Origin of the sequence: Arenimonas composti TR7-09 = DSM 18010 (genome assembly GCF_000426365.1) — a bacterium.
Taxonomy (GTDB): domain Bacteria; phylum Pseudomonadota; class Gammaproteobacteria; order Xanthomonadales; family Xanthomonadaceae; genus Arenimonas; species Arenimonas composti.
Window position 1 is genome coordinate 61153 of record NZ_AUFF01000008.1, and the last position, 23271, is coordinate 84423.

The 23271-nt window shown below is 71.1% G+C and carries 28 protein-coding genes; 21 read left to right on the forward strand and 7 right to left on the reverse strand.

From position 1 onward, the window contains the following. The first annotated feature begins 86 nt into the window (after positions 1–86). Positions 87–485, forward strand: coding sequence for a hypothetical protein (locus K311_RS0111140; RefSeq protein ID WP_154659541.1), 399 nt, complete (start codon positions 87–89; stop codon positions 483–485). A 130-nt stretch (positions 486–615) separates the two neighbouring features. Here the strand turns inward: K311_RS0111140 and groL are convergent, their stop codons facing one another. Continuing rightward, positions 616–2256, reverse strand: a complete 1641-nt coding sequence (gene groL / locus K311_RS0111145; RefSeq protein WP_026817381.1) for a chaperonin GroEL — start codon at positions 2254–2256, stop codon at positions 616–618. 74 nt (positions 2257–2330) lie between these two features. Then, positions 2331–2618, reverse strand: a complete 288-nt coding sequence (gene groES, locus K311_RS0111150; protein ID WP_026817382.1) for a co-chaperone GroES — start codon at positions 2616–2618, stop codon at positions 2331–2333. A 578-nt stretch (positions 2619–3196) separates the two neighbouring features. Between groES and K311_RS16605 the strand changes: the two genes are divergently transcribed. The 19 genes from K311_RS16605 to K311_RS0111245 all read left to right on the forward strand — a co-directional run bounded on the left by K311_RS16605 (position 3197) and on the right by K311_RS0111245 (position 18994). After that, positions 3197–3556: a helix-turn-helix transcriptional regulator gene (locus tag K311_RS16605; protein ID WP_051240000.1), complete on the forward strand. Its 360-nt coding sequence runs from the start codon at positions 3197–3199 to the stop codon at positions 3554–3556. A 73-nt stretch (positions 3557–3629) separates the two neighbouring features. After that, positions 3630–3959, forward strand: coding sequence for a divalent-cation tolerance protein CutA (cutA, locus tag K311_RS0111160; protein WP_026817383.1), 330 nt, complete (start codon positions 3630–3632; stop codon positions 3957–3959). Next, complete coding sequence (locus K311_RS0111165; protein ID WP_026817384.1) at positions 3956–6145, forward strand: protein-disulfide reductase DsbD family protein; 2190 nt, start codon at positions 3956–3958, stop codon at positions 6143–6145. Before cutA ends, K311_RS0111165 begins: the two co-directional genes overlap by 4 nt. Next, a complete protein-coding gene (locus K311_RS0111170; RefSeq protein WP_026817385.1) occupies positions 6142–6708 on the forward strand; it encodes a TlpA disulfide reductase family protein in 567 nt (188 codons plus the stop codon). The genes K311_RS0111165 and K311_RS0111170 overlap by 4 nt, the downstream gene beginning before the upstream one ends. Positions 6709–6800: 92 nt before the next feature. Further along, the gene (gene aroQ, locus K311_RS0111175) at positions 6801–7247 is read left to right on the forward strand and encodes a type II 3-dehydroquinate dehydratase (RefSeq protein ID WP_026817386.1); all 447 of its coding nucleotides are present in this window, start codon (positions 6801–6803) and stop codon (positions 7245–7247) included. Between the two features lie 46 nt (positions 7248–7293). Beyond that, positions 7294–7773: an acetyl-CoA carboxylase biotin carboxyl carrier protein gene (gene accB, locus K311_RS0111180; protein ID WP_026817387.1), complete on the forward strand. Its 480-nt coding sequence runs from the start codon at positions 7294–7296 to the stop codon at positions 7771–7773. An 11-nt stretch (positions 7774–7784) separates the two neighbouring features. After that, positions 7785–9152: an acetyl-CoA carboxylase biotin carboxylase subunit gene (gene accC / locus K311_RS0111185; RefSeq protein ID WP_026817388.1), complete on the forward strand. Its 1368-nt coding sequence runs from the start codon at positions 7785–7787 to the stop codon at positions 9150–9152. 4 nt (positions 9153–9156) lie between these two features. Then, positions 9157–10059, forward strand: coding sequence for a 50S ribosomal protein L11 methyltransferase (gene prmA, locus K311_RS0111190; protein WP_026817389.1), 903 nt, complete (start codon positions 9157–9159; stop codon positions 10057–10059). Positions 10060–10175: 116 nt separating this feature from the next. Further along, on the forward strand, positions 10176–10691 hold the full coding sequence (locus K311_RS16610) for a DUF3426 domain-containing protein (protein WP_051240003.1): 516 nt from the start codon (positions 10176–10178) through the stop codon (positions 10689–10691). Between the two features lie 127 nt (positions 10692–10818). Further along, positions 10819–11094 carry a DNA-binding transcriptional regulator Fis gene (gene fis, locus K311_RS0111200; RefSeq protein WP_026817390.1) on the forward strand — a complete coding sequence of 92 codons (276 nt, stop codon included), beginning with the start codon at positions 10819–10821 and terminating at the stop codon, positions 11092–11094. A gap of 56 nt (positions 11095–11150) precedes the next feature. Next, entirely contained in the window at positions 11151–12719 is a 1569-nt protein-coding gene (gene purH, locus K311_RS0111205) for a bifunctional phosphoribosylaminoimidazolecarboxamide formyltransferase/IMP cyclohydrolase (protein ID WP_026817391.1), read from the forward strand. A gap of 25 nt (positions 12720–12744) precedes the next feature. After that, positions 12745–13245, forward strand: a complete 501-nt coding sequence (locus K311_RS0111210) for a hypothetical protein (RefSeq protein WP_026817392.1) — start codon at positions 12745–12747, stop codon at positions 13243–13245. A gap of 4 nt (positions 13246–13249) precedes the next feature. After that, the gene (gene purD, locus K311_RS0111215; protein ID WP_026817393.1) at positions 13250–14533 is read left to right on the forward strand and encodes a phosphoribosylamine--glycine ligase; all 1284 of its coding nucleotides are present in this window, start codon (positions 13250–13252) and stop codon (positions 14531–14533) included. A 167-nt stretch (positions 14534–14700) separates the two neighbouring features. Further along, positions 14701–16590 carry an MFS transporter gene (locus K311_RS0111220; RefSeq protein WP_026817394.1) on the forward strand — a complete coding sequence of 630 codons (1890 nt, stop codon included), beginning with the start codon at positions 14701–14703 and terminating at the stop codon, positions 16588–16590. Between the two features lie 148 nt (positions 16591–16738). Beyond that, entirely contained in the window at positions 16739–17080 is a 342-nt protein-coding gene (locus K311_RS0111225; RefSeq protein WP_026817395.1) for a CD225/dispanin family protein, read from the forward strand. Next, the gene (locus tag K311_RS0111230) at positions 17080–17499 is read left to right on the forward strand and encodes a DUF2752 domain-containing protein (protein ID WP_026817396.1); all 420 of its coding nucleotides are present in this window, start codon (positions 17080–17082) and stop codon (positions 17497–17499) included. Before K311_RS0111225 ends, K311_RS0111230 begins: the two co-directional genes overlap by 1 nt. Positions 17500–17529: 30 nt before the next feature. Next, the gene (locus tag K311_RS16615; protein WP_051240005.1) at positions 17530–18030 is read left to right on the forward strand and encodes a CD225/dispanin family protein; all 501 of its coding nucleotides are present in this window, start codon (positions 17530–17532) and stop codon (positions 18028–18030) included. 3 nt (positions 18031–18033) lie between these two features. Then, positions 18034–18441: a DUF2752 domain-containing protein gene (locus K311_RS0111240; protein ID WP_026817397.1), complete on the forward strand. Its 408-nt coding sequence runs from the start codon at positions 18034–18036 to the stop codon at positions 18439–18441. A 73-nt stretch (positions 18442–18514) separates the two neighbouring features. Further along, the gene (locus tag K311_RS0111245) at positions 18515–18994 is read left to right on the forward strand and encodes a WapI family immunity protein (protein WP_026817398.1); all 480 of its coding nucleotides are present in this window, start codon (positions 18515–18517) and stop codon (positions 18992–18994) included. Between the two features lie 151 nt (positions 18995–19145). Here K311_RS0111245 and K311_RS0111250 read toward each other — a convergent pair whose 3' ends face one another. The 5 genes from K311_RS0111250 to K311_RS0111270 are packed head-to-tail and all read right to left on the reverse strand — an operon-like array spanning position 19146 to position 22516. Next, positions 19146–20021, reverse strand: a complete 876-nt coding sequence (locus K311_RS0111250) for a hypothetical protein (RefSeq protein ID WP_026817399.1) — start codon at positions 20019–20021, stop codon at positions 19146–19148. 7 nt (positions 20022–20028) lie between these two features. After that, entirely contained in the window at positions 20029–20907 is an 879-nt protein-coding gene (gene nudC / locus K311_RS0111255) for an NAD(+) diphosphatase (protein ID WP_026817400.1), read from the reverse strand. Positions 20908–20914: 7 nt separating this feature from the next. Further along, positions 20915–21277 carry an iron-sulfur cluster insertion protein ErpA gene (erpA, locus tag K311_RS0111260; RefSeq protein ID WP_043797906.1) on the reverse strand — a complete coding sequence of 121 codons (363 nt, stop codon included), beginning with the start codon at positions 21275–21277 and terminating at the stop codon, positions 20915–20917. A 32-nt stretch (positions 21278–21309) separates the two neighbouring features. Further along, complete coding sequence (locus tag K311_RS0111265; RefSeq protein WP_026817402.1) at positions 21310–21786, reverse strand: bactofilin family protein; 477 nt, start codon at positions 21784–21786, stop codon at positions 21310–21312. A 1-nt stretch (position 21787) separates the two neighbouring features. Continuing rightward, on the reverse strand, positions 21788–22516 hold the full coding sequence (locus K311_RS0111270; RefSeq protein ID WP_026817403.1) for a DUF6776 family protein: 729 nt from the start codon (positions 22514–22516) through the stop codon (positions 21788–21790). Positions 22517–22635: 119 nt separating this feature from the next. On the opposite strand from K311_RS0111270, the gene K311_RS16620 reads away from it, so the two are divergent. After that, positions 22636–23241: a DUF4126 domain-containing protein gene (locus tag K311_RS16620; protein ID WP_051240007.1), complete on the forward strand. Its 606-nt coding sequence runs from the start codon at positions 22636–22638 to the stop codon at positions 23239–23241. Positions 23242–23271: the final 30 nt, after the last annotated feature.

A 23271-nucleotide genomic window follows, 5' to 3' on the forward strand; every position in this document is an offset into this window, starting at 1 on the left:
GCCCGGCGTTCACGGTGGCGCCGGGTCGTGGCCCCCGGCGCAGGGGTCGAGCGTTAGCCCGATGACACGTGCCGAGGAAACCGACGATGCGAACGATGAGGATGTTCCTGCTGCTGCTGGCCCTGGGCCTGCTCGGCGCCTGCGGCGGCGGCAACAACGACGCCGCGGACCAGCTGTTCGCGGACATGTCCGAGAACATGCGCGAGCTGGCGGGGATCCTGACCGGCGTCACCGACGAGGCCAGCGCCCGGGCCGCCGTGCCCCGGATCGAGGCGGTGCGCGAGAAGATGCGCGACTGCGCGCGGCGGGCCCGCGAACTGCCCCGGCCCGATGCCGAGACCGAGGCGCGGCAGAACGCCGAAATGCAGGCGCTGATGGAAGAAGTCGTGCCGCAGATCGCCGCGGCCCAGGCCCGCATCGCGCAGGATCCGGCGATCCTGGCCATCCTCGCGCCGGCGATGGCGGGGATGGAGAACGACCTCTAGATCCGGGCGGCACGCTTTCCGAAACCTGAAAAGACGAAGCCCGGCGCGGGGCCGGGCTTCGTGGTTGGGGCGGTGATCGCGGCTGGGATCGCGGCTGAAGCCGCTCCTACAGGGCGCGATTGGGGCGGGATCAGAAGTCCATGCCGCCCATGCCACCCATGCCGCCGCCGGCCGGCATCGCCGGCTCGTCCTTCTTCGGGGCCTCGGTCACCATCGCTTCGGTGGTGATCATCAGGCCGGCGATCGACGCCGCGTTCTGCAGCGCGGTGCGGGTCACCTTGGTCGGATCCAGGATGCCGGCCTCGAGCATGTCGACGTATTCGCCGGTCGCGGCGTTGTAGCCGAACGCGCCGTTGCCCTCGAGCACCTTGTTGAGGATGACCGACGGCTCTTCACCGGCATTGGTCACGATCTCGCGCAGCGGCGCTTCCATCGCGCGCAGGGCGATGGTGATGCCGTGGTTCTGGTCCTCGTTGGCACCCTTGAGGTCCTTGATCGCGGCCTTGGCGCGCAGCAGCGCGACGCCGCCGCCCGGAACGATGCCTTCTTCGACCGCAGCGCGAGTCGCGTGCAGGGCGTCCTCGACGCGGGCCTTCTTCTCCTTCATCTCGACCTCGGTGGCGGCGCCGACCTTGATGACGGCCACGCCGCCGGCCAGCTTCGCCACGCGCTCCTGCAGCTTCTCGCGGTCGTAGTCCGAGGAGGTCTCCTCGATCTGCGCCTTGATCTGCTTGATGCGGGCCTGGATCGCTTCGCCGTCGCCGGCGCCGTCGATGATCGTGGTGTTCTCCTTCGAGACCTGCACCTTCTTGGCGCGGCCGAGATCCTTGATGGTGGCCTTCTCGAGCTGCAGGCCGACTTCCTCGGAGATCACGGTGCCGCCGGTCAGGATGGCCATGTCTTCCAGCATCGCCTTGCGGCGGTCGCCGAAGCCCGGGGCCTTGACCGCGCAGACCTTGACGATGCCGCGGATGGTGTTGACGACGAGCGTGGCCAGGGCCTCGCCCTCGACTTCCTCGGCGACGATCAGCAGCGGCTTGCCGGCCTTGGCGACGCCCTCGAGCACCGGCAGCAGCTCACGTACGTTCGAGATCTTCTTGTCGTACAGCAGCACGAACGGATCGTCGAGCTCGGCCGACATCGACTGCTGGTTGTTGACGAAGTACGGCGACAGGTAGCCGCGGTCGAACTGCATGCCCTCGACGACGTCGAGCTCGTTCTCCAGGCCCGAGCCGTCCTCGACGGTGATCACGCCTTCCTTGCCGACCTTGTCCATCGCCTTGGCGATCAGCTCGCCGATGTTGGCGTCGGAGTTGGCCGAGATCGCGCCGACCTGGGCGATTTCCTTCGAGGTCGACGACGGCTTGCTGATCTTCTTCAGCTCGGCGACGGCGGCGGTCACGGCATGGTCGATGCCGCGCTTGAGGTCCATCGGGTTCATGCCGGCGGCGACCGCCTTCATGCCCTCGCGGATCAGCGCCTGCGCCAGCACGGTCGCGGTGGTGGTGCCGTCACCGGCGTTGTCGGAGGTCTTGGAAGCGACTTCCTTGACCATCTGCGCGCCCATGTTCTCGAACTTGTCGGCCAGCTCGATCTCCTTGGCGACGGACACGCCGTCCTTGGTGATCGTCGGGGCGCCGAAGCTCTTGTCGAGCACGACGTTGCGGCCCTTCGGGCCGAGGGTCGCCTTGACGGCATTGGCGAGGATGTTGACGCCCTTCACCATGCGGGCGCGGGCGTCTTCACCGAAACGGATTTCCTTGGCAGCCATTGTGTTGCTCCAGATTGCTTGAAGAGGGGAATGCGTGAGGTGGCCGGCCGCGCAGGCGCGGGCCGGCCGGGCGATCAGCCGAGGATCGCGAGGATGTCGTCTTCCTTCACGACCAGGTATTCGGTGCCGTCGAGCTTGACCTCGGTGCCGGCGTACTTGCCGAACAGCACCTTGTCGCCGACCTTGACCTGCGGCGCGCGCACGGAGCCGTTGTCGAGCGCCTTGCCGGTGCCGACCGCGACGACTTCACCCTTGATCGGCTTTTCGGTGGCCGAGTCCGGGATCACGATGCCGCCAGCCGACATCTTTTCTTCTTCCATACGCTTGATGACCACGCGGTCGTGGAGCGGCTTGATGTTCATGCGGGTTCCCTCTGAATAGTCATAACGATCAATCACTTGCCGTCGGATGTTGGCAGCCGGCGGCGGTGAGTGCCAATGATACGCGCGCACTTCCGGTCGCGGAAGGGCGGCGGGCCGACCCTGAATGGGGACAGGCTCCTCACCTTCAAGGGGCGTGATCGCGCCGCGCGACGGATGCCGGCACCGCCCACCGGAAAAACGACCGGCCCGGGACCGCCGGCGCCGATGAAACGCCTGTCTCGACCGGGCTCGGCCGCGGGTAACCGATTACAGCAAAAAACCGTGCAAAGTCAGTTGCTTCCGGCAGTGCGATTGCCCGTAGAATCGGTCCCGGACCGGCAGTTCCACTAACCGGGGCCAGGCCCGCAGGAAGACGGGCGGCCCCCGGGATCGTGAACCACGGTCGGACGTGGCCAGGCCCTGCCGGGACGCGTTCGCGGGCAGTCGCCCGCCACCCCCGCGACGCCGGGGCCGGGAACCGTCCAGGGGCGGCCGGTCCACGACTGCGTCCGGGAACCGCGCGGCGTTTCGGCGTCCGTGCACCGCTGCCTTTGATCCACTTTCCGGGGAAACAAACCATGCTGTTCAACCGCATCCGGCAGGCGCGTCGCGGCGCCTCGATGTCGCAGTCCGAACTCGCCGCCATCGTCGGCGTCGCCCGCAGCGCGGTCGCGCAATGGGAGCGCAAGGACGGCGCCCGCCCGACCACCGAGAACATGAGCAAGATCGCCCTGGCGACCGCGGTGAGCTTCGAATGGCTCGCCACCGGCCGCGGCGGCCGCTGGATCAGCGGCGACGAGGACTCGCCGGCGATGATGCTGAACTTCTACGCCCAGTGCGGGCTCGAGGAACGCCTGCTGCTGGCCTTCCGCACCCTGCGCGCCCCCGAGCAGCAGCCGCTCGTCGATTTCGTCGAGTCGCTGACCGTCCGCCCCTGAGCGCAGGCGTGGAAAACTGGGTTCGCGGAGCGGCCTCGGTCGCACCGTGACCGGGTGTTACGCTCCCGGGCCCATGACGGCCCGCCTCGTTCACATCAGCTGTCCCGACGACGCCAGCGCCACCGCGCTGGCGCGCTCTCTGGTCGACGCGCGCCTGGCCGCCTGCGCCAGCGTGCTGCCGGGCATGCGTTCGGTCTATCGCTGGCAGGGCGCGGTCGAGCAGGCCGCTGAAGTACTGCTGCTCGCCAAGACCTGGGCCGACCGCGTCGACGCCCTGGTCGAACACGTGCGCGCCGCCCATCCCTACGACCTGCCGGAGATCGTCGCGGTGGAGATCACCGGAGGCCTCGCGCCCTACCTCGCCTGGCTGCAGGCCGAAACCCGAGCGAACCCGGACGCATGAACCTCTCCTCCCGTTTCGCGCTGCTGCTGGCGGCGCTCGCCTGGCTGGCGCCGGTGCGCGCCGCCGTCGACGAAGCCGACCTGCTGCCGATCGACGAGGCCTTCGCGCTGAGCGCCCAGGCCAGCGAGCGCGGACGCATCGAATTCCGCTGGAAGATCGCCGACGGCTATTACCTGTACCGGCACCGCACCTCGGTGCAGCCGGCCGACGGTGCATTCACCCCGGCCGGGGAGCTGCAGCTGCCGCCCGGGCACGCCTATACCGACGAGTTCTTCGGCGACGTCGAGACCTACCGCGGCGAACTGCTGGCGGTCCAGGCCGGCACGGCCGCCGACGGCGCCACCGCGGTGACATTCCGCGTGCGCTACCAGGGCTGCGCCGATGTCGGCGTCTGCTACCCACCGCACCAGCAGGTGCTGACGGTGGCGCTGCCGGCCGGCGCTGCCGTGGCGACCGGCCCGGCCGACATCGACGCCGCCCTCGCCCGCCTCGGCGGCATCAGCCGGGTGGAGCCGCTGCCGGGAACGGCACCGGCGGTGGCCGGCGCGCCACTCCCGGAGGCACAGGCCTTCCGCTTCGAGGCGATCGTCACCGCACCGGACCGGCTGCTGCTGCGCTTCACCCCGGCGCCCGGCTACTACCTCTACCGCGACCGCAACGACATCGCGGTCGGCGCCCCCGGCGCCCGCGCCGGCGAGCCGCTCTGGCCGGCGGCGACGCCCTTCAACGACGCCCATTTCGGCGACGTGCAGGTCTATTTCGACCAGGTCGAGGTGCCGCTGCCGCTGCTGCGCAGCGCGGCCGGCGAGATGCCGGCGACGGTCACCGCGACCTTCCAGGGCTGCCAGACCGGCGGCATCTGCTATCCGCCGATGACCCGCACGGTGGCGCTGCGGCTGCCGCCGGCGGATCCGGCCAGCCTGGGCGTCGCCGACGTCGCGCCGGTCGCCGGTGCCGGCACCTTCCTGGTGACCCTGCTGCTGGCCCTGCTCGGCGGCGTGATCCTGAACCTGTTCCCCTGCGTGCTGCCGGTGCTGTCGTTGAAGGTGCTCGGCCTCGCCCAGTCCGGCGAGAGCCGGGCGCAGGCGCGGCGGCAGGCGCTCTGGTACACCGCCGGCGTGCTGGTGAGCTTCGCGGCGCTCGGCGCGCTGGCGCTGGCGCTGCGCCAGGCTGGTCTGGCGCTGGGCTGGGGCTTCCAGCTGCAGCAGCCGGGCGTGGTCGCGGCGCTGGCACTGGTGATGGTCGGGCTCGGGCTGTCGCTGTCGGGCGTGGTCACTTTCGGCGTCGGCCTCACCGCGGTCGGCGATGCCCTGACCCGGCGCAGCGGTGCCGCCGGCGACTTCTTCACCGGCGTGCTCGCCGTCGTGGTCGCCACCCCCTGCACCGCGCCGTTCATGGGCGGCGCCCTGGCCTGGGCTTTCGCGGCGCCGCCGGTGCTGGCGCTGCCGGTGTTCCTGGCGATGGGCCTCGGGCTGGCCCTGCCCTTCCTGCTGATCGGCTTCGTGCCGGCGCTGGCCTCGAGGCTGCCGAAACCCGGCGCCTGGATGGAGACCTTCAAGCAGTTCCTGGCTTTCCCGCTGTACCTGACGGCGGTCTGGCTGCTGTGGGTGCTGGCGAAGCAGCGCGGCGCCGACGCCGTCGGCCTGGCCCTGGTCGGCGCGGTCGTGCTGGCGCTGGCGCTGTGGGCCTGGGAACGCCTGCGCTGGCACGGCTGGCTGGCGAAACTGCCGGTGCTGGCGCTGGCCGCGGTGGTGGTGTGGCTGGTCGCCGGGGTACAGCAGCTGCCGCCGCCGGTGCGCGCCGACGCCGCGGCGGGCGCAGATGACGCCGAAGTCGCGCCGGGCACCGCCCGGCCGTGGTCGGCCGAGCGCCTCGCGGCCTTGCGCGCCGAAGGCCGCGTGGTCTTCGTCAACATGACCGCCGACTGGTGCGTCACCTGCAAGGCGAACGAGCGCACCGTGCTGTCCGGCGATGCCTTCGCCGCCGCCCTTGAACGGGCCGGCGCCGCCTACCTGAAGGGCGACTGGACCGACGTCGACCCGGCGATCACCGCTTTCCTCGAGAGCCATGGCGCCGTCGGCGTGCCGCTGTACGTCGTTTACCCCCGCCAGGGCGAGCCGGTGGTGCTGCCGACCGTGCTGACCGAGGCGACCGTCGTCCAGGCCCTGGACGCCGCCGCGCGATGAACCGCCGCGACGCCCTGGTCTGGGGCGCCACCGCCGTGTTCGCCCTGCTGGCCGGCGGGCTCGGCTGGTGGATCGGCCTGCGGGTGCATGCGCCGGAACGGCCGCCGCCGCCGGGCCTGGTCGTCGTCGAACCCGGGCAGCCGCTGTCGCCGCTCACCCTGGCGGGTCTGCACGATGGCCAGCCGCGCGAGCTCGCCGGCCCCGGCCGCCCGCGGCTGCTGAACTACTGGGCGAGCTGGTGCGGCCCCTGCCGCGACGAACTCCCGGCGCTGGACGCCTTCGCCCGCAGCCAGGCACCGAACGGCGTCGAAGTGGTCGGCATCGCGCTCGAGGACGCCGCCGATGCCCGCGCCTTCGCCGCCCGCCTGGACCTCGGCTTCCTGCTGCTGCAGGAGGCCCCCGGCCCGCGTGACAGCTCGGTCCGCTTCGGCAATGCCCGCGGCCTGCTGCCCTTCAGCGTCCTGGTCGATGCCGACGGGCGGCTCGTGAAGACCCATTACGGCGCCTTCGCCGACGCGGCCGAGGTCGCCGGCTGGGCCGCCCCGGTCACTTCGAGCGATTAATTCAAACGCTTGTAAGTTCGGGGATCCTGCACCGATCTTCTGGACAGCGTGCCGGCCCTTCGCCCAGACTGTGCGCCCTTGCGGAGGCCGGCGTGGCGAAGATCCTGGTATTGCATGGTCCGAACCTGAACCTGCTCGGCGAACGCGAGCCGGCGGTCTACGGGCGCACCACCCTCGCCGAGATCGACGCCGCCCTCGCCGCCACCGCCGGTGCCGCCGGCCACCAGCTCGACAGCCTGCAGGCGAATGCCGAGCACGTCCTGGTCGAGCGCATCCAGGCCGCCCGCGCCGACGGCACCGCGCTGATCCTGATCAACCCGGCCGCCTTCACGCACACCAGCGTGGCGATCCGCGACGCCCTGGCGGCGGTGGCGCTGCCGGTGATCGAGGTCCACCTGAGCAATCCGCACAGCCGCGAACCCTTCCGCCGCCACAGCTACGTGTCCGACCTCGCGGTCGGCGTGGTCTGCGGCTTCGGCGCCGACAGCTACCGCTACGCCCTGGACGCCGCGCTGCGGCGCCTGGCGACCGCGGCCTGAGCGCCGCCACCCCTTTCCCTTCACCGCCACACTGCACGAGGCCGCCATGGACCTGCGCAAGATCAAGAAACTCATCGACCTGCTCGAGGAATCGAACCTCGCCGAAATCGAGATCAAGGAGGGCGAGGAATCGGTCCGCCTCGCGCGGGTGCCGAAGGGCGGCTATCCGGTCGCGGCGATGAGCCACGCGGCCCCGGCCGCGCCGGCGCCGACCGCGCCGGCCGCCGAAGCGCCGCGTCCGGCGACGATTTCCGCGGAGGCGGTCGGCAAGAGCACCAAGGACGTGCCGGACGGCCACGTCGTGCGCTCGCCGATGGTCGGCACCTACTACGCGTCGCCGAGCCCGGACAAGCCGCCGTTCGTGCAGGTCGGCCAGCAGGTCAAGCAGGGCGAGACGCTGGGCATCATCGAGGCGATGAAGATGTTCAACCCGATCGAGGCCGAGGTGTCCGGCACCGTGCGCGCGATCCTGGTCGAGAACGGCCAGCCGATCGAATTCGACGAGCCGATGTTCGTCATCAGCTGAAGGACGCCGTCATGCTCGAGAAGATCGTCATCGCCAACCGCGGCGAGATCGCGCTCCGGATCCTGCGCGCCTGCCACGCGCTCGGCATCAAGACGGTCGCGGTGCACTCGACCGTCGACCGCAACCTCAAGCACGTGGCGATGGCCGACGAGTCGGTCTGCATCGGCCCGGCGCCGTCGTCCGAGAGCTACCTCAACATCCCGGCGATCATCGCCGCGGCCGAGGTCACCGACGCCCAGGGCATCCACCCGGGCTACGGCTTCCTCAGCGAGAACGCCGATTTCGCCGAGCGCGTCGAGAAGTCCGGCTTCGTCTTCATCGGCCCGACCGCGAACGTGATCCGGATGATGGGCGACAAGGTCGAGGCGATCCGCGCGATGAAGGACGCCGGCGTGCCCTGCGTGCCCGGCTCGAACGGCCCGCTCCCGGACGACGACCTGGAATGCATCAGCCACGGCCGCGAGATCGGCTACCCGGTGATCATCAAGGCCGCGGGCGGCGGCGGCGGCCGCGGCATGCGTGTCGTGCGCACCGAGGCGGCACTGCTGTCGGCGATCGCGCAGACGCGGCAGGAGGCGAAGGCCGCGTTCGCCAACGACATGGTCTACATGGAGAAGTTCCTGGAGAACCCGCGGCACGTGGAGATCCAGGTGCTGTCCGACGGCCAGGGCAATGCGGTCCACCTCGGCGAGCGCGACTGCTCGATGCAGCGCCGTCACCAGAAGGTCGTCGAGGAAGCGCCGGCACCGGGCATCACCCCGGAGCAGCGTGCCGAGATCGGCCGCGTCTGCACCGAGGCCTGCATCCGCATCGGCTACCGCGGCGCCGGCACCTTCGAGTTCCTGTACGAGGACGGCCGCTTCTACTTCATCGAGATGAACACCCGCATCCAGGTCGAGCACCCGGTGACGGAAATGATCACCGGCGTCGACCTGGTGAAGGAGCAGCTGCTGATCGCCAGCGGCCGCCCGCTGTCGATCCGGCAGGAGGACGTGACCATCACCGGCCACGCCATCGAGTGCCGCATCAATGCCGAGGACCCGGAGACCTTCCTGCCCTCGCCGGGCCTGGTGAAGCATTTCCACGCGCCCGGCGGCCCCGGCGTGCGCGTCGATTCGCACATCTACGAAGGCTACAAGGTGCCGCCGAACTACGATTCGATGATCGGCAAGCTGATCGTGCACGGCGCGACCCGCGCGCAGGCGATCGCGCGCATGCGCGTGGCGCTCAGCGAGATGGTCGTCGACGGCATCAAGACCAATGTGCCGCTGCAGCAGCGCATCATGTCCGACGTCGGCTTCCAGCAGGGCGGGACCAACATCCACTACCTGGAGAAGCGGTTGCAGGAGCGCAAGGAAAAGGCGATCGGGCTGGCCTGATCACATGCCCTTCCTCGAACTCTCCCTCCGCGTCCGCGCCGAAGACGAACACCGCGCCGAGAACGCGCTGATGGACCTCGGCGCGCTGTCGGTGACCCTGCTCGACGCCGACGCGGCGACGCCGAACGAACGCGCGGTGCTCGAGCCCGGCGTCGGCGAGACGCCGCTGTGGCCGGAAGTGACCCTGCTGGCGCTGTTCCCCGACGACACCGTGCCGGAACTGGTGCTGCACGCGCTGGAATCCTTCGACGACGCGATCGACCTGTCGCAGGCCGACTTCCGCGAGGTCGCCGACCAGGACTGGGAACGTGCGTGGATGGACCAGTACGTGCCGCTGCAGTTCGGGCGCCGCACCTGGATCGTGCCCTGGAACATGGATCCGCCGGCCGAAGCGCGCGATGGTGTGATCGTTCGCCTCGATCCCGGCCTGGCCTTCGGCAGCGGCACCCATCCGACCACCGCGCTCTGCCTGCAGTGGCTGGATTCGCTGGTGCTGCGCGGCAAGGACGTGCTGGATTTCGGTTGCGGCAGCGGCATCCTCGCACTCGCCGCGCTGAAGCTCGGCGCGCGCAGCGCGGTCGGCGTCGACAATGATCCGCAAGCACTGGCGGCGACCTTCGACAATGCCGAACGCAACGGCGTCGGCGACGGCCTGCGCGTCTACGCGCCCGAGGAAGAGCCCGAAGCCAGCTACCCGGTCGTCGTCGCCAACATCCTCGCGGTCGCGCTCGACGCGCTGGCGGAAAAGCTCGCGAGCCGGGTCGCGCCCGGCGGCGTGATCGCGCTGTCCGGCATCCTCGTCGGCCAGGAGGGCGCGCTGCTCGAGCGCTATTCGCCCTGGTTCGAAGACCTGCAGGTCGCCACCGAAGGCGACTGGGTGCGCATCACCGGCGTCCGGCGCCCGTAGGAGCGGCTTCAGCCGCGATCACCCATCCCTGCCTGTTCGAGAAGACCGCAGATTCCTGCAGGTTCGGATCGCGGCTGAAGCCGCTCCTACGGGGCGCGGCGATCTAGAATCCCCCGATGCCCCGCCCCGCCTTCTCTACCCCCGCGCCCGTCCCGAAGTCCGACCAGCCCCGCCACTGGCCCTGGGTCGTCGCCGCCGTGGCGCTGACGATCGCGCTGGTGCTGCAGCTGATGCTCGCCGACCGCGCGCGGCTGGCGATGGACGCCGGCTGGCGGCCGCGGCTGCAGGTGCTGTGCGACGTGCTCGGCTGCGACCTGCCGGCGTGGCGCGAGCCCTCGGCATTCCGCGTCACCGCGCGCGAGGTGCGTCCGCATCCGGTGGCGCCCGGCGTGCTGCTGGTGACGCTGAGTTTCCGCAACGACGCGCGCTGGCCGCAGCCCTGGCCGGTGATGGAAATCGCGCTGACCGATCTCGACGACGAGGCCCTCGGCCTGCGTCGCTTCAGCCCCAGCGAATACCTCGGGGCGCCGCCGGAAACCGCACTGATCGCCCCCGGCCAGTCGGCCAGCGCGACGCTGGAGATCCTCGATCCCGGCAAGCGCGCGGTCGCGTTCACCTTCGAATTCCACTGAAGGCATCGCGCGCTGCGCAGCCCGACAGTCACGGTCGCCTCGCCAGCAGGATTGACGTAGACTGCCTGCCCCCCGCGATCCGGGGGGCGTCCGTCGGATGCGGACGAGGAGCCTCCGGAGTCACGCATTGAACCCGCCGCACGCCGCCCGCACGGACACCGCCACCCCCGCCGCCGGCCACACCCCGCTGCGCGACCACGTCGCCCGTTCGGTGCGGCGCTACCTGCAGGACATGAACGGCTGCGAGATCGACGACCTGTACGAGGTCGTGCTGCGCGAGATCGAGGCGCCGCTGTTCGCGGAAGTGATGCGCCACTGCGACGGCAACCAGAGCCGCGCCGCCACCTGCCTCGGCATCAACCGCGCCACCCTGCGCAAGAAGCTCAAGCTCTACGGGCTCTGAGTCCGTCCCCGGTTTCGCCGCCGGTATAATCGCGGCCCTTCCGCAAGGGCTTCCCGATGACCGCCGACCGCCAGCCCGTCCGCCGGGCACTGCTTTCCGTGTCCGACAAGTCCGGCCTCGCCGACCTGGCGCAGGCGCTGCACGCGCGCGGCGTCGAACTGCTGTCCACCGGCGGCAGCGCGAAGGCCCTGCGCGAGGCCGGCGTCCCGGTCACCGACGTCAGCGCGGTCACCGGCTTCCCGGAAATCATGGACGGCCGGGTCAAGACCCTGCACCCGAAGATCCACGGCGGCCTGCTCGGCCGCGAGGGGCTCGACGACGCGGTGATGGCCGAGCACGGCATCGCCCCGATCGACCTGCTGGTGGTGAACCTGTATCCGTTCGCGCAGACGGTCGCGAAGCCCGGCTGCAGCTACGACGACGCGATCGAGAACATCGACATCGGCGGCCCGGCGATGCTGCGCGCGGCGGCGAAGAACCATGCCCGCACCACCGTCGTCGTCGATCCGGCCGACTATCCGGCGCTGGTCGCGGCCCTGGGCGCCGGCGGCACCGACGCGGCGATGCGCCGCGCCTTCGCCGCCAAGGCCTACGCGCACACCGCCGCCTACGATGGCCAGATCGCCTCGTGGCTGTCGCCGCGCGCCGCCGATCCGGACGCGCCGGACGCCTGGCCGAAGACCTTCCACGCCTCGCTGCAGATGGCGAGCGCGCTGCGCTACGGCGAGAACCCGCACCAGCGCGGTGCGCTCTACGTCGAGGCGAACGCGCCGCAGGGCATCGTCGCCACCGCGCGCTTCCTGCAGGGCAAGGAGCTCAGTTACAACAACCTGGCCGACGCCGATGCCGCGCTCGAATGCGTCAAGGCCTTCGACGCCCCGGCCTGCGTGATCGTCAAGCACGCCAATCCCTGCGGTGTCGCGGTCGGCGATGACCTGATGACCGCCTACGACCGCGCGTTCGCGGTCGATCCGACCTCGGCCTTCGGCGGCATCATCGCCTTCAACCGCGAGCTCGACGCCGATACCGCCGCCGAGATCCTGAAGCGCCAGTTCGTCGAAGTGGTGATCGCACCGGCGATCGCCGCCGACGCACTGCCGCATTTCGCGAAGAAGGCGAACGTGCGCGTGCTCGCCTGCGGCGAACTGCGCCCCCACGCCGGCCTCGAGTACAAACGCATCGCCGGTGGCCTGCTGGTGCAGGACGCCGACACCGACGCCCTCGGCGCCGCCGACCTGAAGATCGTCTCGAAGCTCGCGCCGACCGACGCGCAGCTGCGCGACCTGCTGTTCGCGTGGAAGGTGGCGATGTACGTGAAGTCGAACGCGATCGTCTACGCGAAGGACCTGCAGACGGTCGGCATCGGCGCCGGCCAGATGAGCCGCGTCGTCAGCGCGAAGATCGCCGGCCTGAAGGCCGAAGACGCCGGCCTGGTCGTGCCGGGCTCGGTGATGGCCAGCGACGCCTTCTTCCCGTTCCGCGACGGCATCGACGCGGCCGCGGCCGCCGGCATCGCCGCGGTGATCCAGCCCGGTGGCTCGATGCGCGACGCCGAGGTGATCGCCGCCGCCGACGAACACGGCATGGCGATGGTGTTCACCGGCCGCCGCCACTTCCGCCACTGAGGCGAACATCCGGAGGGAGTCGGGCATGGCCAGGCCGCGGAACACGAAAGACACGCCCCGCCCCGCCGGCGGCCAGCTGCAGTGGACGCTCGGCCTGGTCGCGGCGGCGGTGCTGATCGCCTGGGGCCTGATCGCGATGCAGCAGCGCAGCGGTGCCACGAAGGCGGCGGACGCCACCACGGCGGCGGTCGCCGAGGTCGTCGCCGAGATGCGCCGCGGCCTGCCGCAGCCGTTCGCGCCGGGGCTGGTGACCGAATCGATCGAGATCGAGGGCAACCGGCTGATCGTGCGCATCCGCAGCGAGCGCCGGCGGGCCGAGCGTGCGCACCAGGACCGCGCGTCGCTGATGCGCGTCGCCGAGGCGGAACAGGCGCAACTGCTGCAGCTTTGCCAGGACCCCGGTGTCGCGCGTGTGCTGGCGCACGGCGTCACCCTGGTCCGCCGCTTCGTCGACGCCGACGGCGGCCTGTTCTTCGATGTCTCCATCACCGCGGCGGAATGCGCGCCGACCGCACGTACCGGATGAACCCATGAAGATCCTCGTCATCGGCAACGGCGGCCGCGAACACGCGCTGGCCTGGAAGCTCGCGCAGTCGCCGCGGGTCGGCGAAGTGCTGGTCGCGCCGGGCAATGCCGGCACGGCGACCGAGGCGAAATGCCGCAACGTCGACATCGCCGCCACCGACATCGCCGGGCTGCTGCGGCTGGTCGCCGACGAGGGCGTCGCGCTGACCGTGGTCGGGCCGGAAGCGCCGCTGGTCGCCGGTGTCGTCGACGCCTTCCGCGCCGAAGGCCGGCGCATCTTCGGGCCGACCGCGGCCGCCGCCCGGCTCGAGGGCAGCAAGGCCTACGCGAAGGACTTCCTCGCCCGCCACCGCATTCCGACCGCCTACTACGGCGTGTTCGAGGACGCCGCGCTGGCGATCCAGCACGTGCGCGACCACGGCGCGCCGATCGTGATCAAGGCCGACGGCCTGGCCGCCGGCAAGGGCGTGGTCGTGGCGATGACGGTGCACGAGGCCGAGGCGGCGATCGTCGACATGCTCGAGGGCAATGCCTTCGGCGATGCCGGTGCCCGCGTGGTGATCGAGGAATTCCTCGACGGCGAGGAGGCCAGCTTCATCTCGATGGTCGACGGCACGCAGGCGCTGCCGATGGCGACCAGCCAGGACCACAAGCGCGTCGGCGACGGCGACACCGGTCCGAACACCGGCGGCATGGGCGCGTATTCGCCGGCGCCGGTGGTCACGCCCGAGGTGCATGCGCGGGTGATGCGCGAGATCGTCGAGCCGACCGTGCGCGGCATGATCGCCGACGGCGTGCCCTTCACCGGCTTCCTCTACGCCGGCCTGATGATCGACCGCAGCGGCGCGCCGAAGGTGATCGAGTTCAACGTGCGCTTCGGCGACCCGGAAACGCAGCCGGTGATGCTGCGCCTGCGCAGCGACCTGGTCGAACTGGTCGAAGCGGCGATCGACGGGCGCCTGCACGAGGTGAGCGCCGACTGGGACCCGCGGCCGAGCCTCGGCGTCGTGATCGCCGCCGACAACTATCCGGGCAAGCCGCGCACCGGCGACGTGATCGCCGGCCTCGGTGCCGATGCCGGCCCGGACGCGAAGCTGTTCCATGCCGGCACCGCGCTGCGCAACGGCCAGGTCGTGACCACCGGCGGCCGCGTGCTTTGCGCCTGTGCCCTCGGCGACGACATCGCCGAGGCCCAGCGCCGCGCTTACGCGGTCGCGGCGCAGGTCGACTTCGAGGGCGCGTTCTGCCGCAGCGACATCGGCTGGCGCGCCCTCGACCGCACCCCGTAGGAGCGGCTTCAGCCGCGATCACTCACCTCCCTTCTCGCGCCCCCCCCGAGCCCGACACCAGTTCCTGCACCGGCGGTATCAACCGACGATCCCCCCGCCCCAGGCACTGCCCGTCCGCCCAGCGGAAAAAGTACTCTGACCCCAGTTTTCCGACGGAACGCCGCCGCATGGCGCAGAACCAGTTCGACCTGCTGAGGCAGCGGCGCTTCCTGCCGTACTTCGCGACCCAGGCGCTCGGCGCCTTCAACGACAACGTCTATCGGCAGGCGATCATCGGCCTGCTGTTCTACCTGCACGCATCGGCGGCGGAGAAGACCCTCTACGCCAATCTGGCGCCGGCGCTGTTCATCCTGCCCTACTTCCTGTTCTCGGCGACCGCCGGGCAGATCGCCGAACGGCTCGACAAGGCGCGGCTGATCCGCATCACCACCGCGATGGAGATCGCCGTGATGTCGGTGGCGGCGGTCGGCTTCGTCACCGCCAGCCTGCCGGTGCTGCTGGTGGCGCTGTTCGGCACCGGCCTGCAGTCGACGCTGTTCGGGCCGGTGAAGTATTCGATCCTGCCCCACGTGCTGAAACCCGAGGAACTCACCGGCGGCAACGGCCTGGTCGAGATGGGCACCTCGATGTTCATCCTGCTCGGCATGATCGCCGGCGGCCTGCTGATCCAGGAGGGCTCGGCGCCGTCGGCGCTGTGGATGGCCGGCGGCGCGGTGATCGCGCTGGCGGTGCTGGGCAATGCGATCAGCCGGCTGATCCCGCCGGTGCCGTCGACGGTGCCGGACCTGAAGATCAACTGGAATCCGATCCCGGAAACCCACAAGGTGCTGGCGCTGGCGCGGAAACAGCCGGCGGTGCGCAACGCCATCCTCGGCATCAGCTGGTTCTGGTTCGTCGGCACCGTGCTGACCGCGCAGTTGCCGGCCTGGGCCGAGCTGCACCTGGGCGGCTCGCAGACGCTCTACCTGTTCGCCTTCGTGCTGTTCTCGGTCGGCACCGGCACCGGTTCGCTGCTGTGCGAGAAGCTGTCGGGGCGCACCGTGGAGATCGGCCTGGTGCCGCTGGGCGCGCTCGGCATGACGGTGTTCTGCGCCGACCTCTACTTCGCGCGCCCGGGCCTCGCGCCGGTGAGCGGCCTCGACATCGCCGGCTTCGTCGCCAGCGACGGCAGCTGGCGGCTGATGCTCGACCTGGTCGGCGTCGGCCTGTTCGCCGGCCTGTTCATCGTGCCGCTGTTCGCGCTGGTGCAGAGCCGCACGCCGAAGAACGAACTCAGCCGCGTCATCGCCGGCGTCAACATCCAGAACGCCGCCTTCATCGTCGGCGCCGCGATCATCGCGCTGGCGGTGCAAAAATACCTCGGCTGGAGCATTCCGCAGGTCTTCCTCGCGCTGGCGATCGCCAATGCGCTGGTGACGCTGTGGATCTTCTCGATCGTGCCCGAGTTCTTCATGCGCTTCCTGGCCTGGCTGTACATCCGCACGATGTACCGCCTGCGCGCCGAGGGCACCGAGGAGCACGTGCCCGACGACGGCCCGGCGCTGCTGGTCTGCAACCACGTCAGCTACATGGACGCCTTGCTGATCAGCGCGACGGTGCCGCGGCCGATCCGCTTCGTCATGTACTGGAAGATATTCAACACCCCGGGCTTCGGCTGGGTGTTCCGCGCCGCCAAGGCGATTCCGATCGCCAGTGCGAAGGAGAATCCCGAGCTGATGCAGCAGGCCTTCGAGGAGATCGATGCCGCGCTCGCCGACGGCCAGCTGGTCTGCATCTTCCCGGAGGGTGCGCTGACCCGCGACGGCGAGATCGCGCCCTTCAAGTCGGGACTCGAGAAGATCCTCGCGCGCCGGCCGGTGCCGGTGGTGCCGATGGCGCTGCGCGGCATGTGGGCGAGCATCTGGAGCCGGCGCCAGGCCCGTCTGCGCCACCTGCGCATCCCGCGCCGGCTGCGCGCGCGGGTGCAGGTGATCGCCGAAGCCCCGCTGCCGGGGGAAACCGCGACCGCGGCGCTGCTCGAGGCGCGGGTGCGGGCGCTGCGCGGCGACGCCGCCTGATTCCCGGGATCGGCCGCGGGTCGGCGCAGGCTTCCCATTGCCGTGGCGTCGGCTACGATGGCGCGACGTCACCAGGGGAAACGCGATGTACTGCCCGAACTGCGGCCAAGACAACCTCGACTCCGCGGCGCATTGCGCCGCCTGCGGCATGGCGCTCGGCAATGCCGGCGCACCGCCGCCGCCGCCGGGCTACGGCGGTTCCCCGGCCTGGCCGAACCAGAACCAGGCGCAGGGCCCGAAGCCGGACAACTACCTGGTCTGGGCGATCATCGTGACGATCTGCTGCTGCCTGCCGGGCGGCATCGTGTCGATCGTCTACGCGGCCCAGGTCGACAGCAAGTACAACGCCGGCGACTACGCCGGCGCCAGGGACGCCTCCGACAAGGCGAAGCTGTGGGCGCTGATCTCCGCCGGCGTCGGCTTCGTGTTCTCGCTGATCTACGTCGGCCTGAACTTCGCCGCGATCGCGGGCCAGTCGGGCAACTTCTGATGCTGTCGCGGCCCGTCCGCCCGGGCCGGGCGGCGGGCCTCGCCGTCGCCGGCCTCGCCGGCGCCCTGCTGCTGCGCCAGCTGGATCCGAACACCCCGGGCGGCGTGCTGCCGCCCTGCCCGTTCTTCGTGATCACCGGCATCTACTGCCCCGGTTGCGGCACCACGCGGGCGCTGCACGCGCTCGCGCACTTCGACGTCGCCGCCGCGCTGGCGATGAACCCGCTGCTCGTGCTGTGCATGCCGCTGCTCGTGTGGCTGCTGGCGGACATGGCCGGCTGGCGCCCGGCGGCGCTCGTGACGCTGCGCACCCGCGTCGTCGACGCGCGGCCGTGGGCGGTGGTCGTGATCGCGTACGCGGTGATGCGCAACCTGCCGTGGGCGCCGTTCACGTGGCTCGCGCCCGGTGGCGTCGGTTAGCATTCGGAGCACACCAACGGGGAACACGCCATGTACTGTCCGAACTGCGGTCACGACAATCCCGACACCAGCCCGCACTGCGCTGCCTGCGGCACCGCGCTGAGCGCTGCGGCGCCGTCGTCACCGCCGCCGCCGCCGGCCTATGGCGCTCCGCAGGACTTCGGCCAGCCGGCCTACGGCAACGCCGCCCCGACCGGTACCCGGCCGCCGAACCACCTGGTCTGGGCGATCGTCTCCACCGCGATCGCGACGATCGCCAGCATGATGGCCTGCTGCTGCCTGCCGCTGGGTCTCGCGACCGGCATCCCGGCGATCATCTTCGCGAACAAGGTCGACAAGCTGTTCGCCGTCGGCGACGAAGCCGGTGCGCTCGACGCCTCGGGCAAGGCCAAGCTGTGGAGCATCCTCACGACGGTGCTCGGCGCGATCTTCCTGTTGCTCGTCATCCTGTCCTTCGCGCTCCAGGCGATGGGCGTGCTCGACCAGGACTACCTCGAGCAGCTGCGCCGCGACCTCGAAGCCAACCGCTGAGCGATGGCCGCTGCACGCCGGATGCTGTGGATGGCCCCTGCCGGCGGCTTCGTCGCCGCCGGCGTCTGGGCGCTGCGCACCTGGGACCCGAACCTGCCCGGGAACCCCTTCCTGGGCTGTGTCTTCTACGCCGCGACCGGGCTGCACTGCCCCGGCTGCGGCGCCACCCGCGCGCTGCATGCGCTGGTGCATTTCGACCTCGCCGGCGCGCTGGCGATGAATGCGCTGCTGATCCTCGGCGGCCCGCTCGGTCTGCTGCTGGTGCTGCGCGCGCTGCAGCAGCTGCCGGCATCGTTCGAGCCCTGGCTGCGGCCGCTGGCGCGGCCGTGGCTGTGGGTCGGCCTCGTGGCCGGCTTCGGCGTGCTGCGGAACCTGCCGTGGGCACCGTTTTCCTGGCTGGCGCCGGGCTGAGCCGGCACACGCTCACGCCCGCTGCATCCACCGGCTGCTGCACTGGGGTTTCCGCCGAGGAGGGCCGCATCGCATGGTCCAGGCCACGCCGCCGTCCAGCACCGTCACCTTCACGTCCGAAAGCGGCGACCATCTGACGATCCGCGTCAGCGGCTGGCTGTATCCCGATCTCGACACCGCCCGCGAGGCGAACGCGCTCACCGGCGAGATCAGCCTGCGTGCCGGTGCCTTCCGCGGCCGCTTCCACGCCCACCTGCGCACCTGGGACTTCGCCGAACTGCGCGATCAGCTGCGGCGCCTGCTGCGCACGCCGCGCAGCGAGGCGGTGTTCCAGACCCATCAGCAGGCGATCGAACTGGTGATGCGCGGCGACGGCCGCGGCGCCTTCACGATCGCCGGCAAGGCCACCGACGACATCGCCTGGGGCAACCGCCTGCTGTTCGAGTTCTTCATCGACACCGCGCGGCTGGAGAGGACACTCGCCGAACTCGATGCGGTGATGCGCCGGTACCCGGCGCGGCTGGAGCCGGCGGTCCCGGTGAGGACCCACTGACCCGCCCTCCCCTTCCCCCTGTAGGAGCGGCTTCAGCCGCGATCTTCTACTTCCTCGCGCGAAGCGCGGGTTTTCCTGAGAACGTGGGGAGTCGTGAACGGCATCGCGGCTGAAGCCGCTCCTACAACAGAAGTTGGGGCGGTGCGAGGCGTCAGGCGCCGGCGAGCACCAGCAGCGCCAGCACGCCCAGCCAGAGCAGCAGCACCCGCCACGCCAGGCTCATCGCATCGCGCAGCTCCAGCAGGCCCGGCGCCTGCGCGGGGTCGTCGCCGACCCAGGCGTCTTCCGCGGCGAGTTCGCTGGCGACACTGGCGCGTGCGGCGGCACCGAGGAAGCCCACGTCGAGGCGGGCGCCGCCGGCATGCCATTCCCGCCAGGCGCCGAGCACGCGGTCGAAGTCGGCGGCGAGGGCCAGCGCGAAAGTCATCAGCTGCGCCACCGGCCAGTTCAGCACCGCGAGCGTGGTGTGGGCGATGCCGCGCTGGTCCGCGGGCAGACGCCGCTGCGCCTCGCCCTGCGCGCAGAGTGCGACGAGGCGATAGCCGAGCGCGCCCACCGCGCCGGCGACGAGGAACCAGAACAGCACGCCGAACCAGCGCCACAGCGCGCAGCGGAAGACCGCCTCGACCAGCGCCGGGCCCTCGACCACCGGCTCGCCGCCTTCCGGGAACAGCGCCGCGGCGGCCGCGCGCCGCGCATCGGGATCGCGCGCCTCGACCACCGCCTCGACATCGCGGTTCAGGTCGCGCGGACCCCAGGTGTAGAGCAGCACCAGCAGCGCGAACACGAAGGCCGGCAGCCCGAACCAGTGCGCATCGAGCAGGAACTGCAGCGCGCCGACGAACAGCAGCGGCAAGCCGACCGCGATCAGCAGGCCGACGTGGTTCGGCCAGCCATGGCCGGTCTGCCGGCCCAGCCAGTTGAGCCAGCCGACGAACCAGTCGTAGCGCCGCAGCGACGGCAACGCCGTCGGGAACACATGCCCCAGCAGCAGGGCGACGACGACGGCGATCAGGGCGGCGGACATGCCCGGATCATACCCGCGCCCTCCATTCCTCGATCAGCTGGCGGGCGATCGAGATCCGCGGCGACAGCTTCAGCTCGCCGGCGGCGACCGCGGCGTCGAGTTCGGCGCGTGAGAACCAGCGCGCGGCCTCGAGCTCGTCGGTGACACGCGGCTCGACCGGCAGCCCGGTGGCGTGGAAACCGATCATCAGCGAGGTCGGGAACGGCCACGGCTGGGACGCGGCGTAACGGGTTTCGAGCACCGGCACGCCGGCTTCCTCCATGACCTCGCGCGCCACCGCCTGCTCGAGCGACTCGCCCGGCTCGACGAAACCGGCGAGCACCGACCAGCGCTTCTCCGGCCAGCCGACGCCGCGGCCGAGCAGGATGCGCCGGCCGTCGTCGACCGCGACGATCACCGCGGCATCGGTACGCGGATGGTGCTCGAGGCCGCAGCCGGCGCAGCGCAGCAGCCAGCCGGCGCGTTCGCCCGCCAGCGCATGGCCGCAGCCGCCGCAGAAGCGGTTGCGCGCGTGCCAGTGCAGCAGTGCGCGCGCCTGCGCGTAGACCGCCGCCAGCGGCGCCGGCCAGCTCGCCGCCGCGGCGCGCAGGTCGATGCGGCCCGGCAGCGGCTCGGCGAGGTGCTCGTGCGCACGCGCGAACCAGGCCTGGCGGTCGTCGAGGCCGAGGAAGACCGCGTCCGCCGGCAGGCTCGCCGCCAGCGATGCACCGACCGGGATCGCCGGTGCCTCGGGCGCGCCGGTGAAGCGCGCCTGGCCTTCGCCGTCGACCACCAGCACGCGGGCCTGCGGCCAGCGTGCGGCGAGTTCGCCGGGGTTTTCGCGCAGCAGTTCGGCGCGGTCCAGGCCCGGACCGCGGAAGGCGAAACCGGGACCGGGGGCGCTCACGCGCGGCTCAGGCGGAGAAGCTGGAACCGCAGCCGCAGGTGGTCTTCGCGTTCGGATTGCGGATCACGAACTGCGCGCCCTGCAGGCTCTCGCGGTAGTCGACTTCGGCACCCATCAGGTATTGCAGGCTCAGCGGATCGACCAGCAGGGTGACGCCGTCGCGGGTCATCGCCAGGTCGTCCTCGGCCTGCTGCTCGTCGAATTCGAAGCCGTACTGGAAGCCGGAGCAGCCGCCGCCGGTGATGTACACACGCAGCTTCAGCGCCGGATTGCCTTCCTCGGCGATCAGCGCCGCCACCTTGGCGGCGGCGGCGGCGGTGAACTCGAGCGGGGCGTCGAGCTGCTGGTAACTGGCGGTTTCGCTGGACATGGCTGAAGCAATGGGGTCGCCGGCGGCGCCGATCAAGCGCTCTGCGCCTCGGCGCGGGCCTTGCCGCGGGCCGGCAGCGGCACCGCCTTGCCCTCGCCGGCCGCCGCCTCGGTGCGGGCGGATTCGTCGGTGAGCTGCGCCAGCGGCGCGTCGGCGTGGATCAGCCGGCCGGTGATCATCGCCCCGGCGGCCATCTCGACGACCTTGTAATGCAGGTTGCCGGTGACCCGCGCATGCGCGGTCAGCTCGACGCGCTCGGTGGCGTGCACGTCGCCGACGACGCGGCCGCTGATGATCACCACCGGCGCGCGCACCTCGCCCTCGACCAGGCCCTTCTCGGCGATCGTCAGCACCGCCGCGGCGCCGTCCTCGGCGATCACCTTGCCGTGGATCGTGCCCTCGACGTAGAGACCGCCGCTGAAGCTGATGTCGCCGCGGATCTGCGCGTGCGGACCGACCAGGGTTTCGACGGCATGGCCGCCGCGGGGGGATTTGTTGCCTCCGAACATCTCAGTCTCCTCGGGGGGTCGGGGCCTGCCACGGGAACGTCTGTTCCACGGTACCGCCATCGGCCCGCAACTGTACGCGGACGCGCTGGGGCGTGAAGCCGGAGGGCAGCATCACGCTGCCTTCGAGCTGCTGGAAATAGCGGAACGAGAACGGCTGCCCGGGGGCGTTCGGCTGCTGCAGCAGTTCGCCCCAGGCCAGGGTCTGCAGCTTGCCGTCACGCACGCCCTCGACCGACACCCGCGCCTCGCCCTTGCTGATCGCGCCGCGGTTGAGGTTCTGGGTCAGGGTCAGGGTGTAGCGCCAGGCGCCGCCGGCCTCGGGCGCGAAAACCGCCTCGTGCACGGTCAGACCGCGGCGCTGGCCGGTGGCGCCGACCAGCCGCTCGTAGAAGGCGACGTCGGCGCGCAGGCCGGACACCTCTTCCTCGCGCTCGGCGAGGCTGGCCTGCAGCTCGGCATTGGCGGCGCGGCTGATCTGGTCGCTGCGGCGCAGGGTGGCGATGTTCTGCCGCAGCTGGGCCACCAGCGCCTCGGCATTCTTCGCCCGGCGCGCGGCGAGCGCGAGGTCGGCCTCGACCTTGTCCAGCCCCGGCGCGGCGACCCGGGTCGCCCAGGCCCAGGTCGCGACCAGCGAACCCACCCACAGCAGCAGCACGACCGCCAGCAGCACCCGCGCATACGGGCGGTGCGGAACGATCACGAAACGCGGCTCGGGATTCGGCGTGCTCATCGGCGGGAAGCGGGGAGGGCTCGCGAAGGGAAGGGCCGAACTAGGCCGGATCGCGGCGCCCAGCGTCAAGGCGGGCGGCCACTATACTGTGACCGTCGTCACTGTCCGGAGAAGCCGCGATGTCGGAAGCGCACGTCTTCGCCCTCGGCATGGCCCTGGCCTGCCTGGCCGGCGTCCGCGCCTACTTCACGGTTTTCGGCGTCGGCATCGCCGGCCTGATGGGCTGGATCGAACTGCCGGTGGCGCTCGAAGTGACGACCTCGCCATGGGTGCTCGGCACCGCCGGCGCCCTGGCGCTGACCGAGTTCTTCGCCGACAAGATCCCAGGCGTCGACTCCGGCTGGGATCTGGTGCAGACGCTGGCGCGCATTCCCGCCGGCGCCTGGTTGGCGGCGGCCACCCTGTCCGACGACGGCACCCTCGGCAGCGGCGCCCTCGCGCTCGGCGCCGGCGCCGCGCTCGGCACCCATGCGCTGAAGGCCGGCAGCCGCGTCCTGCTCAACGCCTCGCCCGAACCGCTGTCGAACTGGACCGCCTCGCTCGGCGAGGACGCCACCGCGGTCGCGGCGATCGGGCTGGTCTTCGCACACCCGTTCCTCGCACTGGCCCTGGTGCTCGGGGTGATGCTGACGATGACCGCCGTGCTGGTGCTGTGCGTGCGCTGGCTGTGGCGGCGACGGCCCGGGGCATCGCGACCGCTGCGCCAGGGTCCGGCGGCGGCCTGACACATGCGCGAAAGCGGGGGCATAATCCGG